A 12,333-nucleotide genomic window follows, 5' to 3' on the forward strand; every position below is an offset into this window, starting at 1 on the left:
ATCCCGCTGGCCGACGAACCGCCGTCATGACCGTTCTCGTGACGGGCGCGACGGGCTTCGTCGGCGGCCGACTCGTCCCCGCGCTCGTCGATCACGGACTGGAGGTGCGTGCACTCACACGGGACGCGAGTGGCTACGACCCGCCCGATGGCGTGCGCGCCGTCGAGGGCGATCTGCTCGACCCCGACTCGCTCGACGGTGTGTTCGACGGTGTCGAGACCGCCTACTATCTGGTTCACTCGATGGGGTCGGGCCCGGAGTTCGCAGAGCGCGATCGTCGCGCCGCCGCGAACTTCGTGGCGGCAGCCGAAAGCGCCGGTGTCGAACGGATCGTCTATCTCGGTGGGCTCGGTGAGACCGGCGCAGAACTCTCCGAACACCTCCAGTCCCGCCGCGAGGTCGAATCCGTCCTGGCGAGCGGGACGCCCCGACTCACCACGCTCCGGGCGGCGATCGTCGTCGGTGCTGGCAGCGTCAGCTTTCGAATGATTCGCCAACTCGCCGGGCGACTGCCGATCATGATCACGCCGAAGTGGGTTCGGACGCCGTGTCAGCCCATCGCGATTTCGGACGTGATCGCGTACCTCGTCGGCGTGCTCGACGCGCCCGAGACGGCGGGTGAGACCTACGAGATCGGTGGGCCGGACGTGCTGACCTACCAGGCGATGATGGAGGCGGTCGCCAGTCAGCTGGGCCGCGATCCGATCATCGTTCCCGTGCCGGTGCTCTCGCCGTCGCTGTCGGCCTATTGGGTCGAGTTGGTCACCGACGTCGACGGTTCGGTCGCTCGACCGCTGATCCGTGGCGTCGAGAACCCCGTCGTCGTCACCGACGATCGCATCCGGTCGATCGTCGACGTGGATCTGACGCCGTTCGACGACGCCGTCGCGACCGCGCTGTCCGAAGCCGACGGGTCGGAGGACAGCGATGGCGGAGACTGACGACTGGGCGTATCTCAACATCGTCGGCGCACTTCCCGGCTGGACGCCCACTCCAATGCTCGCGCTCGCGATCCAGTTCGGCGGGTTCGGGGGCGTCGCGCTCGTCGTCGCTGCGGTCCTCGATCAGTGGACCGCTCTCCCCGCCGCACTCGTCGCGATCGGTGTCGCGACCGCCGGGAGTGGCCTGATGACCGTCGTGAGCGACCGCATTCGGCGTGCGGACCCACCGCCGGGCTATCGCGACCTCCTCTTCGGATCGAGTGTCGACGTGGTGATGGGTGTCGTCGCGTTCGTCGCCTTCCTCACGTACGTCCTCACCCGCGATCCGCCGGGCATCGTGGGCGCGGTCGTCGGCCCGGAGACGCCCGCACCCGTGGTCTTCCTGGCACTCCTGGTGATCTGGGACCTCTGTTATCGGATCGGCACGGCGTGGTGGGCCAGTGTCGTCGGGGCCTGGCGGTCGCTGGTGTACGCCGGGTCGTTCGATCGAGCGACGCGGCAAGCGTTCGTGGTCTGCGACCTGCTCGTCCTCGCGTTCGCGGGGATTCAACTCGCACTCGTGCCGTTCGCCTGGGGGACGCTCCTCGCGTGGCTGGTCGTCGGTCACGTCCTCGCCGTCGCTGTCGTCTCGGGTGGATCGATCGTCCGATTGCGGCTGGGCTGACCCAGCGGTCGAGGCCCTCTCGCCAGTCAGAGCGGGCAGTCCTCGGGAACGATGTCTGCGTGGAGCCGACTCACCACGCGCTCGGTCACCGTTTCGAGGTGGTCGACGTCTTCGCGATTGTAGCTCACGAGCGTCTCCAGGGCCCCGTCGTCGCCGCGCTGGAACTCCCGCCAGAGTCGCACGGCGTCCTCGCCCGAGAGGTCTGGCCGGTCGCGCTCGACGCCCAGGTCGCGCTCGATACGTTTGAGCCCGCCGGTCAGATCCAGGCGTCGACAGGGGTACATCACGTCGAGATGGGGCCGATCGAACAGGCCGTTCACCTCGAACGCCGATTCCAGGAAGGGAACGTCGAATCGCGCGCCGTTGAACGTCACCAGCATGTCGGCATCGCACACCACGTCTCGCAGACGGTCGGCCGTCAGATCTTGCCCGCGGACGAGCGTGGTCGTCTCGCCGCCGAGACGAACGCTGACGGTCGTCACGTCGTCGCGATACTGATCGAGCCCGGTCGTCTCGATGTCGAGAAACGCGGCGTTGTCCCTGAACGTCTCGTAGAGCCGCCAGCGGGCCTGACTGGGGAACTGCTCCGCGAAGAAGGTGGTGTCCCCCGCCGCGAGGCTCTCGCGGGCGTCGTCGATGTACGCCTGGATCCGGTCGGCGGTCGTCGATCCGACCGCACTGGGGTCGAAGGCGTCCCAGTGGGTGATCCCCGCCCGCCAGAGGTCTCGCTCGGTGGTCTCACCGACGCCGTAGACCGGAATGAAGCTCTCTTCGACGCGCACGACCAGCGGTCGGTCGTCGACCACCGTAAGTGTCGCGTTCGTCGATTCGATCGCGGTAGCCCGCGTGTAACGAAGGCGGTGGGCCGGTGAGAGACGTCCGTGGCTTCCAGAACATCGCGATCGACGCTCGGAACGCTGCTCGTCAACGCCATCGTCGGCCTCGCCATCCTGATCGTGGCGAACGCCGTCGGTCTCGGCGTTCAGATATCCGCCGTGACGCTGCTCGTCTGTGCGGTCTTCGGTGTCCCGGGGGCGATCCTCGTCCTCGCACTCGCGCTGTTCGACGTCGCGTTCGTCGCGACGCTCGTCCCGGTCGACATCCTGGCAGTACTGCTCTGACCCCCGGGATCGGTTCGTCCCCACGTCGCGTGCCGAACCGCTCTTGGTCGGGCCCGGCGTAACGCTCGCGTGGTCTCGATCAGCCAGGGCGACGGGGTCCGGATCGACGTCCCGGGCGCCCCGACGGTCGTCGTCGACGCCGCCGCCCCCGACGACGGTCTCCCGGTCTACACCCACGCCCACGGCGATCACCTCTACGATCGCGCGCCCGAGGCGGCGATCTGTTCGGATCTGACCCGCGACCTCGCGGGCGTCCGCCGCGACGGCGTGCCCGATCCACTCGATCACCCCGCGGTTTCGCTCGTGCCCTCGGGCCACGTTCCGGGATCGCGCGCCGTCCTCGTCGAAGGCGACCGGCGTGTGCTCCACACCGGCGACTGTGCGCTCCGCGATCGACTGTTCCTCGACGGGTTCGACCCCGTCGGAGCGGACGTGCTCGTCATCGAATCGACCTACGGGATCCCCGAATACAGCTTTCCAGACCCCAGCGAGACCGTCGCGGAGATGCTCACCTGGCTGTCGGAGACGCGTGACCGCCCGGTGATCCTCTTCGGATACGCCCTGGGGCGGGCCCAGCAACTCCAGGCGATCGTCGAGCGCTCCGATCGCGACCGTCTGTTCGTCTCCGACGCCATTCTGGATCTCAACGCCCCGATCGAGCGCGCGCTCGACCTGTCGTTCGGAGCCCGATCGATCGACGACCTCGACCGCATTGGGCCCGGCGACGCGCTCGTCCTCCCGAGTCAGGTCCGCTCGCTCGCGTTCGTCGAGAACCTGATAGAGGATACCGACGCGCTCACGGCCAGCGTCTCGGGGTGGGCCGTCGATGCATCGTTCAGATTCGCGACCGACTATGACGCGACCTTTGTCCTCTCCGATCACTGTGATTTCGAGGACCTGGTCGGCGTCGTCGAGCAGGTCGATCCCAGCGAGGTGTACACGATCCACGGGTCGACCGAGGCGCTGGCGAGCGAACTCACCGCGCGTGGCTATCGAGCGCAGGCGCTGAAGGCGAATCAGCACACCCTCGGTGAGTACTGACCGCAATCGCCGCGCTCGAACAGGCTTTAGGGGGGCGCCCGCGAGAAGCGAGTATGTCCGAGGACCTGCTCGCCGCCGTCGAGCGCGGTGAGATCGATCTGCACGAACTGGACGACCATACCGACGCCGAGACGGCTACGGAGATTCGTCGGGCCGCGATCGAGGCGGCGACCGACGCCGATCTGGAGACCGTCGGGGAGACGGCGATTCCCGCCGCCGACGCCGAGCCGAACATCGAGAACATGATCGGCGCGGCCCAGGTGCCGATGGGCGTCGCCGGGCCCGTCCCGATCGACGGCGAGTACGTCGACCGGTCGGTGCGCGTGCCGCTGGCGACCACGGAGGGCGCACTCGTCGCGTCGATCAACCGGGGGATGGCTGCGATCCGCGAGGCCGACGGCGCGATCGCGCGCATCGTCGACTCGGGGATCACGCGCGCACCGGTGTTCACCGTCGCAGACGTTTCGGAGGCCCAGCAGGTCGCGGACTGGGTGGCGGCGAACGCCGACCGCGTCGGCGCGGCCGCCGCCGAGACCGATCCGCACCTCGATTTCGTCGACCTCGAACCGTACGTCGTCGGGGACTCGGTGTTCGTTCGGATCCGCTACGACACCGGCGACGCGATGGGGATGAACATGGCGACGATCGGGTCGCGATCGGCCGCGGAACTGATCGAGTCCGAGACGCCCGCCGACCTCGTCGCGATGTCGGGGAACCTCTGTTCGGACAAAAAGCCCGCCGCGATCAACAGCGTCGAAGGCCGGGGCTACACCGTCGCCGCCGACGTCGAACTCGACGCCGAGGTCGTCGCTGACCGGTTCGGAACGACGCCCGCCGCGATCGCAGAGGTGAACACCCGCAAGAACCTGGTGGGGAGCGCGAAAGCCGGCGCGCTCGGGTTCAACGCCCACGCGGCGAACGTGATCGGCGCGGCCTTCCTCGCGCTCGGCCAGGACGAAGCCCAGGTCGTCGAGGGCTCGAACACCATCACGACCGTCGAAGAGCGCGACGGATCGCTTTACGTCAGTGTGACGCTGGCCTCTCTGGAGGTCGGCACCGTCGGCGGCGGGACAGGCCTGCCCACCCAGCGAGAGGCGCTCTCGGTCATGGACCTCGCGGGCGGGGGCGACCCGCCGGGGACGAACGGCGCGGCGCTCGCGGAGATCATCGCGACGGCGACGCTCGCGGGCGAACTCTCCTTGCTCGGTGCGCTCGCCGGGCGACACCTCACGAGCGCGCACGAAGAACACGGTCGGTGATCGATCGCAGGCAGCGATCGATCGGTGACTGATTGACCCGATCGATGATCGAACGGTCCGATCGGTGTCCAATCGTCGTCCGACCGGTGACGAATCGATCCGATCGCCGGAGAGAGGCCCAATCGCGGCCTGTCGACACCTCACACAGGGGCCCCCCGATCGGGGAGTTTATCCCCCGTGGTAGTCCACCGAAGGTATGGGATTTGGCAGCTACGACGAATCCGAACAACAGGATCAGAACGTCGATACCGACGATAGTGACGGCGTGACCGTTCACGAGCACGATCACGACGGCGAAATCTCGACGGAAGCCTCGGCGTCGACCGAGGAACTCGTGGCTGGCCTGCAGGACATGTCGTCCGACGACGACTGAATCGGACTCCGATCGAGTGACGATTTCTCGCGATCGAAATTCTCCGATGAGACCACCGGCCGTTTCGTGGTCGAAAAGGGTCCTTTGGCGACGCCGACTCGACGCCCGCCGTGCTACGCCGACTCGACCGCGTCGAGGGCCGTCTCGCTGTCGAGCGTCTCGGAGGTGACCGCCGTCGCATCGGGGCCGAGCAGATCGGTCTCGACGACGAGGTGCTTGCTGAACGAGTCGAGGACGATCGAGTGCTGGTGGCCGTCGACGGTCACGACGGCGACCAGGACGAACTCGACGGTCGAGGTCTCGTCGTTGGAGACGTGACTGGCCCACCAGTCGTCGACGGTCTGTGTGTCGATCGATGGCTTGAGGACGACCCGTTCGCTCCCGGGCGTCGCGGTCGCGCCGTCCACTCGGTCGACGCCCATCGTCACGTCGTTCGCGCGCATCGCGAACTCGAAGTGGTCGATTTCGATCTCTCGATCGGCAGCCATCGACATCGCGAATCGGACGACGGTCTCCTCGTCTGTGGCGTCACCCCACCGGACCGACTGATGGGTCAAGCGGAGTTCGTCGTCACCGACGCGGACGGTGTCGTCGTCGAGGCCGTCACCCGGAAGGAGCGACGTGCGGAACGCACGCGACTGTTCGGGCAACGACTGCGTGAAACCGGGAAACTCCAGGCGCGGGGCGATCGTGAGCGACGAGCCCTGGCCGTGACTGTCGGTCGCGACCCACCACTCGACGATCTTCGCGTGATCGAGTGTCGTCTCGACGGTCAGATTGCTCGTCCCGCTTGGAATGCCGATTCCGCCGGTTCGTCCCTCACCGACCCTGGTCTCGTCGAGTCTGATGTCGTAGGCCACCCCCACCAGCGGCGGCACACCGATCGGATTAGGGTTGTCGATCGTCGCTCGGGTCTCGACGTTCGTCGTATTCTCGGTCACGTTGCCCCACGCGTGTTCGTACTCTCGGACCTGCGGCTGGTCCATCGTCACGGTCACGATTCCACCCACCGCGAGCAGCGTTACGACCCCGAGCAGGAACGTAACGCCGACGACGCGACGGGTGGGCGGCCACCCATCTCCCCCCATGTGACTAAATTTAGCGGACGAGAGGCCTTAAATTACGAGGATTGTATCACTGAACCGCACAATCGACCGACGGAGCGCCGATCTCAGTCGTCGTCGAAGACCACGTCCTGGGCGACGAGGTCGGCAAGTGCCTCCGTGATCGCGGGGTCGACCTCCGCGATCGGATCGCCGTCGTGGAGACGGTCGTTGTGGCCGGCGATGGTCGCTTCGAGGTCGTCGAGTGGCACCCGCGTCGTCGTATCACACGCCGTGCAGACGACGGGGACGGTCGGGGCATCGCCCATACCTGTCTATCGGCGCCAGTCGATAAAAAACCGTCCCGGTGGCACGTCCTCCACGTAATCGACCGTCGGACGGGGCGGTGGGGGAGTAGCCGTCGCCCGGGACGACCGCGTCACTCCACGGACTCGGCGGGGACGGGCCCCGATCCGATCACGTCCTCGATCGCAGCACGGAAGTCCTGCCGACTCTCGAAATACGTTCGATCGGTCTCGTCGAGCAGGTCGTCGACCGTGCGCGGGCCGTCGGGCGTCCGGACGGTCGTCGACCCCTCGCGTCGCCGGATTCGACTGGCTTCGATCCCCCACGTCAGACGGGCAGCGACCTGTGCGATCGGGACGCCCTCGACGTCGGCGTCGGGCCCCAGTTCGATCGATTCGCTTTCCTCGTCGCTCATGGCCGTGGTGACGGCCGGTCGAACCATGGGCGTTACGCTCTCGGCGGCGTCGGACGACTGTCTGACACACCACTTTAGGGGCCGGCCGCCTACCGCCCGCTATGGCGAGCCTGGAGGCAGTCTATCGCGGCGACGTGCGCATGCCCGTCGCCGCACATCGCATTCTCGCGGGCGTCGCCGTCGTCCTCGTCGGTGGGGTGGCGGTCGTCGTCGCGATGGCGCTGGCGACGACGGGGCTGGGCAATGACGCGCTCGGCCTGACCGGCGCCCGCCGACTCGCGGGCGCGATCGGTGGCGTCGCGGTGCTCGTGATGATCGTCGGCGGGTTCGTCGCGCTGCCCGCCGCACGAGAGACACTCGTGGGGGCGGCCCTGGGTGTCACCGTCGCGCTCGTCGGCGTCGCATTGTTCGTCGTCGTCTACCCCACCCACTGGCTGTCGGCCACACTCCCGACGTTTCTGACCGTCTCGGTGTTCGTCGCCGGGACGATCCTCACGCTCTGGTCGCTGTTCGTCGCGGTCGCGACCTTCCAGACCCGCCAGCATCCGGGTGGGTCGGCCCGCTTGCGCGTGACCGAGACGGGCCGGGTCGAGTTGACCGAGACGCCCGACTGTGGCGCGTTCGGCGGCATCGGCCTGTTCGGCATGGGCGAAGACGAGGTCGAACCGCAGAATCGGCCGGGAACGCCGGGCGGTGCGGCCCCGGACGGCGGGACGAACGCTCGGGCCGGGGCCGACGCGGACCGATCGGCGGCGTCGGGACCGACGGCGCCCACCAGTGAGACTGGCCCGACCGACGCCGCGACCCACGCTTCGGGCGGGCCCGATCGGTACTGCGGGACGTGTACGCATTTCCGGTACGACAACGGCACGACGCCGGTCTGTGGGTTCCACGAGCGCCGACTCGACGACCTCGATCCCTGTCCAGAGTTCGATCGGTAGGTGCGTTCGGACGGCTCAGCCGAACCGCAAGACCCACACCGCAGGGATCTGATTGTGCGAGCATGTTCGACCCGGGAGTCTATCTCGTGACCCAGCGGACGGCGTCTGCGGGTCGGCCGACCGACGCGGTCGTCGTGGACGCACTCGACGGTGGCCTCGGGGCCGTCCAGTTGCGGGAAAAGGGCCGCTCCGCACGCGAGCGGTATCACCTCGGGCGACGGCTCAGAGCGCTGACCGACGAGTACGCGGTCCCACTCCTCGTCAACGACCGGGTCGATCTCGCGCTGGCGATCGACGCCGACGGCGTCCATCTGGGCGCGAGCGATCTCCCGCTTCCGGCCGCTCGCGACCTCCTCGGTGCGGACGCGATCCTCGGGCGGTCGGTCTCGACGGTCGCGGACGCCCGCGAGGCCGCCGCGAAAGGCGCGGACTACCTGGGTGTGGGCGCGGTCTATCCGACCACGTCGAAAGACGACGTCGATCCCGACGAGCAAGGGATCGGCACCGATCGCGTCGCGGCGATCGACGACGCGGTCGACGTGCCGATCGTCGCGATCGGTGGCATCACGGCAGAGCGCGCGCCCGAAGTCCTCGCGGCCGGGGCCGACACCGTCGCGGTCGTCTCTGCGATCACCGCCGCCGAGGACCCCGAGCGGGCGACCCGACGACTCGCTGATGCCGTCGACACCGAGTGATCACAGGAGTGCGATCACGGCGGCCGTGAGGCCGGCGGCCGCCGTCGCGAGGAAGTTGACGCCCTGATTTCCGACGACGCGACCTTCGATGGTCGCGCCGAGCAGGCTGTCGACCGTCATGCCGACGACGCCCGCGCCGACGATCACGAGCGCCCCCAGCGCACCGACCGACGGGAACGTGAGCACGGCGAGCACGCCGATCAGGCTCGCCCCGCCGAGTCCGGCGACCTCGCCTTGCCAGGTGATCGCGCCGTCGGTCCCCGGATCGACGACTTCGAAGGTCGTGATCAGGCGGGGCCGATCGAACGTCCCACCGATCTCACTGGAGAGTGTGTCCGCGAGCGCCGCCGCGAGCGACCCCGCGAACGCCAACAAAAACGGCGTGGCGTCGAGACCGGTCAGGTCTGGACTCGCTGCCGCGCCGATCAGTGCGAACGTCGCGACCGTGGCGTTCGCGAGGACATTCGCGCTCCCGCGCGCGCCCTCGTCGGCTTCTGCGATGTCACGGTCGACCTTGCGGTCGTATTTGAACTTCGTCGAGAGACCGCCGACACCGAAGAAGGTGACCAGGAGGAGCACCCACCCTGGGTCGCCGCCACCGAGGACGATCGCGAGCAGACTGAGGAGGACGCCCGTGACCATGCCGTGGACCGACGCCGTCTGAAGCCGTCGGGCGACGTATCCGAGCGCGCCAGAGACGGCGATGCCCACCGCGACGATTCGGGGATCGCCCCCGACCGGGAGCACGGCGAGCACCCAGAGGGCGAGCGCGACCGAGACGAGGACGAGTGGGTCGTCACGATCGACGAGCGTCACCCGAAGCAGCGCCGCGATCAAGGCGCCGACGACGCCGAGGAAGGCGATCTGAGCCAGCGGTGTCGCCTGCCCTCCACCGGCGAGGCGCTGAGCGACCGACAGCGCGATCGCACTTCCGAGGACCGCACCGCTCGCACCGCCGACGACGAACGCGGCGGTCGTGAGTTCCGAATCGCCACTGCCGTGGGTAGCCTGAGCGCCGACGGGCCCGATCGAGACGACGAGGACGGCGACGAGAAAGGCGACGACCGGCATGCCGAGGTGTGTCACAAGCAGTGTGAGCCCGCCGATCGCGAGGCTGAACCCCGCGAGGCCGTACAGCCGGCGGTCCCGTCGATCGCCGGGGCGGGCGAACAACTCGAACAGCAGGCCGTCGTCGACGCTGAACAGCGCGATCCCCGAGATCACGAGAAAGGGCGCGGCGCTCGCGAAGGGGAGTGCCGCCTGTGGCAAGATCGCCCCGAGTGCGACCACGGGGACGACGAGCGACCCAACGACGGCAAAGGCACTCGCCCGTCGGACTGGCGACGTCACGACGAGTCGTTTCGCGGAGATCCACTTACCGCTTGTGGACGCACGTGGTCGTCAGACGAGGGCTTTAGGAGTCCCGACAGCCAGACCTGATTCGTGGGGCTGTTCGACCGCTATCTCGAAGTTCGCGTTCGCTCCAGCGACGCTGCCCTCCCGGACTCGGTCGCACTCGTCATCACCGAGCGTGACCTCCTCGAACAGGGGGCGTACGACACGCTTGCCACGTTTTTCGATTGGGCGCTGGAGTTCGGCGCCGAGACGGTCACACTGTACGTGAGCGTCCTCGACGAGGCCGCCATTCCGCCGCTCACCCGGTCGCTGGAGGACCTCGACGCGCCGGCCTCGATCGCCATTCGAACGCCCGAGACCGACGAGCGCGCGGATGCGACGATCCAGGTGTCGATCGGGCTGGGCGGTCGCGCCGAGTTCGCGCGCGCCGTTCGTGACATCGCCGCCGACGTCGAAGACGGCCAGATCGACCCCGAGGCGATCGACGAGGCGGCGATCGAGGGGCGTCTCGTTTTTCCCGAACCGCCCGATCTGCTCGTCAAGACCGGCGCCGAACGACTGTCGGATTTCATGATCTGGCAGACGGTCTACTCGGAGTTGTACTTCACCGACGTGAACTGGCGAGATTTCCGCAAGCGGGACTACCTCCGGGCGCTGCGGGACTACCAGCGCCGACAGCGGCGGTACGGAGAGTAGGTCAGTTCGGCCGGTCTCCCGTCTCGTCCGGCCGGTCGAGCAAGGCGTCGACGTCGGTCCGCTCCGGAACGGAGTCACGGAGTCGTCGGAGGACGGCGCGCGCCTCGTCGAGTTCGCAGTCTTGGACCGTTCGAAGCAAGGCGAGTGCGCGTCGAGCGCGCGTCCGGCGGTGAGAGGCGCGTCGGGACTCGTAGGTCCGAACGCCACGGAGGAGGTCGACTTTGCTGAACTCCGGCCAGTAGGGCGTACAGAAGTAAACGGCCGCCTCGTTGCCACTCGCCCGCCAGGGCAGGAAGTTGCTGGTCCGTTCGGCCCCACCAGTGCGGATGATCAAGTCGACCTCGTGGCCGGGGCCGTCGTACAGCGCGTCTTCGACGGTCGAAACGTCGATGTCCTCGGGTGTGATCTGGCCGGTTTCGACGCGGGCCGCGACTCGGCGGGCCGCCGTCAGGAGTTCGGCCCGACCCCCGTACGCCAGCGCGACGTTCAATCGAAACCGATCGTTGTCGGCCGTCTGGCCCTCGGCGTAGTCGATGGCCTCTCGGACGCGCTCGGGCAACCGATCCAGTTCCCCGACGGCGTGGATCCGCACCCCGGCCGCCTCGACCTCGTCGTGCTCGGCAAACGCCCGGAGTTTCTCTGCGATCAGATCGAACAGCGCCTCGCGCTCCTCGGGCGGTCGTTTGAAGTTCTCCGTCGAGAACGCGTACAGCGTCAACTCCTCGATACCGAGTTCCGCACACCACCGCACCATTCGCTCGGTCGTCTCCGCGCCTTCGCGGTGTCCAGAGGTGGTCTCCTCGTCTTGAGCGCGGGCGTACCGCCGGTTGCCGTCCTGGATGACGGCAACGTGTGTGGGCGTGCCGGCGATCTCCCGTTCGAGGAGGCGCCGATAGACCCGCCGACCCAGACCGCGGAGCCACGATCGCATCGTCCGATGTGACTCGGTGGCTCGCATTGAACGTTGCGTCTGGGGACCGCCGATCGACCGATGCCGTCCCGTTCGACCCGTCGAACGGGCAGAGCGGGGCGCACCGCAGAATTTTAATACGATCCCGTCGTGATCTGAGTTGCAATGGCGACCGGTACTGTGGATTTTTTCCACGACACCAAAGGTTACGGCTTCATCGACACTGAGGACGCAGACGATGACGTCTTCTTCCACATGGAAGACGTCGGCGGCTCCGACCTCGAAGAAGGCCAAGACGTCGAATTCCAGATCGAACAGGCGGACCAGGGCCCCCGGGCGCTGGAACTGCAGCGAGTGTGATCACAATGGCAACCGGAACTGTAGACTTCTTCAACGACACTGGCGGGTACGGCTTCATCGATACCGAGGACGCAGACGAGGACGTGTTCTTCCACATGGAAGACGTCGGCGGTCCTGACCTCGAAGAGGGGCAGGAAGTCGAGTTCGAAATCGTCGAGGCCGAGAAGGGACCGCGCGCGAAAAACCTGACGCGCCTGTAAGCGCAGGCCGTT

17 protein-coding genes are annotated in these 12,333 nt (G+C 67.7%); 11 read left to right on the forward strand and 6 right to left on the reverse strand.

The window, feature by feature from the left end; translation table 11 throughout:
- Positions 1 to 26: 26 nt before the first annotated feature.
- Both HARCEL1_RS05955 and HARCEL1_RS05960 read left to right on the forward strand, forming a co-directional pair.
- The gene (locus tag HARCEL1_RS05955) at positions 27 to 941 is read left to right on the forward strand and encodes an NAD(P)H-binding protein (protein ID WP_108381646.1); all 915 of its coding nucleotides are present in this window, start codon (positions 27 to 29) and stop codon (positions 939 to 941) included.
- The gene (locus tag HARCEL1_RS05960) at positions 928 to 1,605 is read left to right on the forward strand and encodes a DUF7530 family protein (protein ID WP_108381647.1); all 678 of its coding nucleotides are present in this window, start codon (positions 928 to 930) and stop codon (positions 1,603 to 1,605) included. Before HARCEL1_RS05955 ends, HARCEL1_RS05960 begins: the two co-directional genes overlap by 14 nt.
- 26 nt (positions 1,606 to 1,631) lie before the next feature.
- On the opposite strand, the gene HARCEL1_RS05965 is transcribed toward HARCEL1_RS05960, so the two are convergent.
- A complete protein-coding gene (locus HARCEL1_RS05965; protein ID WP_108384117.1) occupies positions 1,632 to 2,387 on the reverse strand; it encodes a ribonuclease H-like domain-containing protein in 756 nt (251 codons plus the stop codon).
- A gap of 99 nt (positions 2,388 to 2,486) precedes the next feature.
- Between HARCEL1_RS05965 and HARCEL1_RS05970 the strand changes: the two genes are divergently transcribed.
- From HARCEL1_RS05970 to HARCEL1_RS05985, 4 genes are all read left to right on the forward strand, one after another.
- The gene (locus tag HARCEL1_RS05970; RefSeq protein ID WP_108381648.1) at positions 2,487 to 2,726 is read left to right on the forward strand and encodes a pro-sigmaK processing inhibitor BofA family protein; all 240 of its coding nucleotides are present in this window, start codon (positions 2,487 to 2,489) and stop codon (positions 2,724 to 2,726) included.
- A 69-nt stretch (positions 2,727 to 2,795) separates the two neighbouring features.
- Complete coding sequence (locus tag HARCEL1_RS05975; RefSeq protein ID WP_108381649.1) at positions 2,796 to 3,767, forward strand: mRNA 3'-end processing factor; 972 nt, start codon at positions 2,796 to 2,798, stop codon at positions 3,765 to 3,767.
- A gap of 53 nt (positions 3,768 to 3,820) precedes the next feature.
- On the forward strand, positions 3,821 to 5,026 hold the full coding sequence (locus tag HARCEL1_RS05980) for a hydroxymethylglutaryl-CoA reductase (RefSeq protein ID WP_108381650.1): 1,206 nt from the start codon (positions 3,821 to 3,823) through the stop codon (positions 5,024 to 5,026).
- A 196-nt stretch (positions 5,027 to 5,222) separates the two neighbouring features.
- Positions 5,223 to 5,399, forward strand: a complete 177-nt coding sequence (locus HARCEL1_RS05985; protein ID WP_108381651.1) for a DUF5786 family protein — start codon at positions 5,223 to 5,225, stop codon at positions 5,397 to 5,399.
- A 113-nt stretch (positions 5,400 to 5,512) separates the two neighbouring features.
- On the opposite strand, the gene HARCEL1_RS05990 is transcribed toward HARCEL1_RS05985, so the two are convergent.
- From HARCEL1_RS05990 to HARCEL1_RS06000, 3 genes are all read right to left on the reverse strand, one after another.
- Entirely contained in the window at positions 5,513 to 6,487 is a 975-nt protein-coding gene (locus HARCEL1_RS05990) for an LEA type 2 family protein (protein WP_108381652.1), read from the reverse strand.
- An 83-nt stretch (positions 6,488 to 6,570) separates the two neighbouring features.
- A complete protein-coding gene (locus HARCEL1_RS05995; protein ID WP_108381653.1) occupies positions 6,571 to 6,771 on the reverse strand; it encodes a hypothetical protein in 201 nt (66 codons plus the stop codon).
- A 110-nt stretch (positions 6,772 to 6,881) separates the two neighbouring features.
- The gene (locus HARCEL1_RS06000; protein WP_108384119.1) at positions 6,882 to 7,163 is read right to left on the reverse strand and encodes a DUF5789 family protein; all 282 of its coding nucleotides are present in this window, start codon (positions 7,161 to 7,163) and stop codon (positions 6,882 to 6,884) included.
- A gap of 101 nt (positions 7,164 to 7,264) precedes the next feature.
- On the opposite strand from HARCEL1_RS06000, the gene HARCEL1_RS06005 reads away from it, so the two are divergent.
- Complete coding sequence (locus tag HARCEL1_RS06005) at positions 7,265 to 8,104, forward strand: DUF7139 domain-containing protein (RefSeq protein WP_108381654.1); 840 nt, start codon at positions 7,265 to 7,267, stop codon at positions 8,102 to 8,104.
- Between the two features lie 62 nt (positions 8,105 to 8,166).
- A complete protein-coding gene (thiE, locus tag HARCEL1_RS06010; RefSeq protein WP_108381655.1) occupies positions 8,167 to 8,799 on the forward strand; it encodes a thiamine phosphate synthase in 633 nt (210 codons plus the stop codon).
- Here the strand turns inward: thiE and HARCEL1_RS06015 are convergent, their stop codons facing one another.
- Entirely contained in the window at positions 8,800 to 10,149 is a 1,350-nt protein-coding gene (locus HARCEL1_RS06015) for a DUF92 domain-containing protein (protein WP_108381656.1), read from the reverse strand.
- Between the two features lie 93 nt (positions 10,150 to 10,242).
- Here HARCEL1_RS06015 and HARCEL1_RS06020 point away from each other — a divergent pair, with 93 nt between their 5' ends.
- On the forward strand, positions 10,243 to 10,851 hold the full coding sequence (locus tag HARCEL1_RS06020) for an undecaprenyl diphosphate synthase family protein (RefSeq protein ID WP_108381657.1): 609 nt from the start codon (positions 10,243 to 10,245) through the stop codon (positions 10,849 to 10,851).
- Between the two features lies 1 nt (position 10,852).
- On the opposite strand, the gene uppS is transcribed toward HARCEL1_RS06020, so the two are convergent.
- Complete coding sequence (gene uppS, locus HARCEL1_RS06025) at positions 10,853 to 11,782, reverse strand: polyprenyl diphosphate synthase (protein ID WP_108384121.1); 930 nt, start codon at positions 11,780 to 11,782, stop codon at positions 10,853 to 10,855.
- 144 nt (positions 11,783 to 11,926) lie between these two features.
- Here uppS and HARCEL1_RS06030 point away from each other — a divergent pair, with 144 nt between their 5' ends.
- A complete protein-coding gene (locus tag HARCEL1_RS06030) occupies positions 11,927 to 12,121 on the forward strand; it encodes a cold-shock protein (protein ID WP_108381658.1) in 195 nt (64 codons plus the stop codon).
- Between the two features lie 5 nt (positions 12,122 to 12,126).
- Entirely contained in the window at positions 12,127 to 12,321 is a 195-nt protein-coding gene (locus tag HARCEL1_RS06035) for a cold-shock protein (protein WP_108381659.1), read from the forward strand.
- Positions 12,322 to 12,333 lie beyond the last annotated feature (12 nt).

This window comes from Halococcoides cellulosivorans (assembly GCF_003058365.1).
In the GTDB taxonomy this organism is placed as follows: domain Archaea; phylum Halobacteriota; class Halobacteria; order Halobacteriales; family Haloarculaceae; genus Halococcoides; species Halococcoides cellulosivorans.

Excerpts from the sequence above, each read along its gene's own strand:
- HARCEL1_RS05955 (WP_108381646.1), top strand. The coding sequence starts at position 27 with ATGACCGTTCTCGTGACGGGCGCGACGGGCTTCGTCGGCGGCCGACTC.
- HARCEL1_RS05960 (WP_108381647.1), top strand. The coding sequence starts at position 928 with ATGGCGGAGACTGACGACTGGGCGTATCTCAACATCGTCGGCGCACTT.
- HARCEL1_RS05980 (WP_108381650.1), top strand. The coding sequence starts at position 3,821 with ATGTCCGAGGACCTGCTCGCCGCCGTCGAGCGCGGTGAGATCGATCTG.
- HARCEL1_RS05985 (WP_108381651.1), top strand. The coding sequence starts at position 5,223 with ATGGGATTTGGCAGCTACGACGAATCCGAACAACAGGATCAGAACGTC.
- HARCEL1_RS05990 (WP_108381652.1), bottom strand. The coding sequence starts at position 6,487 with ATGGGGGGAGATGGGTGGCCGCCCACCCGTCGCGTCGTCGGCGTTACG.
- HARCEL1_RS05995 (WP_108381653.1), bottom strand. The coding sequence starts at position 6,771 with ATGGGCGATGCCCCGACCGTCCCCGTCGTCTGCACGGCGTGTGATACG.
- HARCEL1_RS06000 (WP_108384119.1), bottom strand. The coding sequence starts at position 7,163 with ATGAGCGACGAGGAAAGCGAATCGATCGAACTGGGGCCCGACGCCGAC.
- HARCEL1_RS06005 (WP_108381654.1), top strand. The coding sequence starts at position 7,265 with ATGGCGAGCCTGGAGGCAGTCTATCGCGGCGACGTGCGCATGCCCGTC.
- thiE (WP_108381655.1), top strand. The coding sequence starts at position 8,167 with ATGTTCGACCCGGGAGTCTATCTCGTGACCCAGCGGACGGCGTCTGCG.
- uppS (WP_108384121.1), bottom strand. The coding sequence starts at position 11,782 with ATGCGATCGTGGCTCCGCGGTCTGGGTCGGCGGGTCTATCGGCGCCTC.
- HARCEL1_RS06030 (WP_108381658.1), top strand. The coding sequence starts at position 11,927 with ATGGCGACCGGTACTGTGGATTTTTTCCACGACACCAAAGGTTACGGC.
- HARCEL1_RS06035 (WP_108381659.1), top strand. The coding sequence starts at position 12,127 with ATGGCAACCGGAACTGTAGACTTCTTCAACGACACTGGCGGGTACGGC.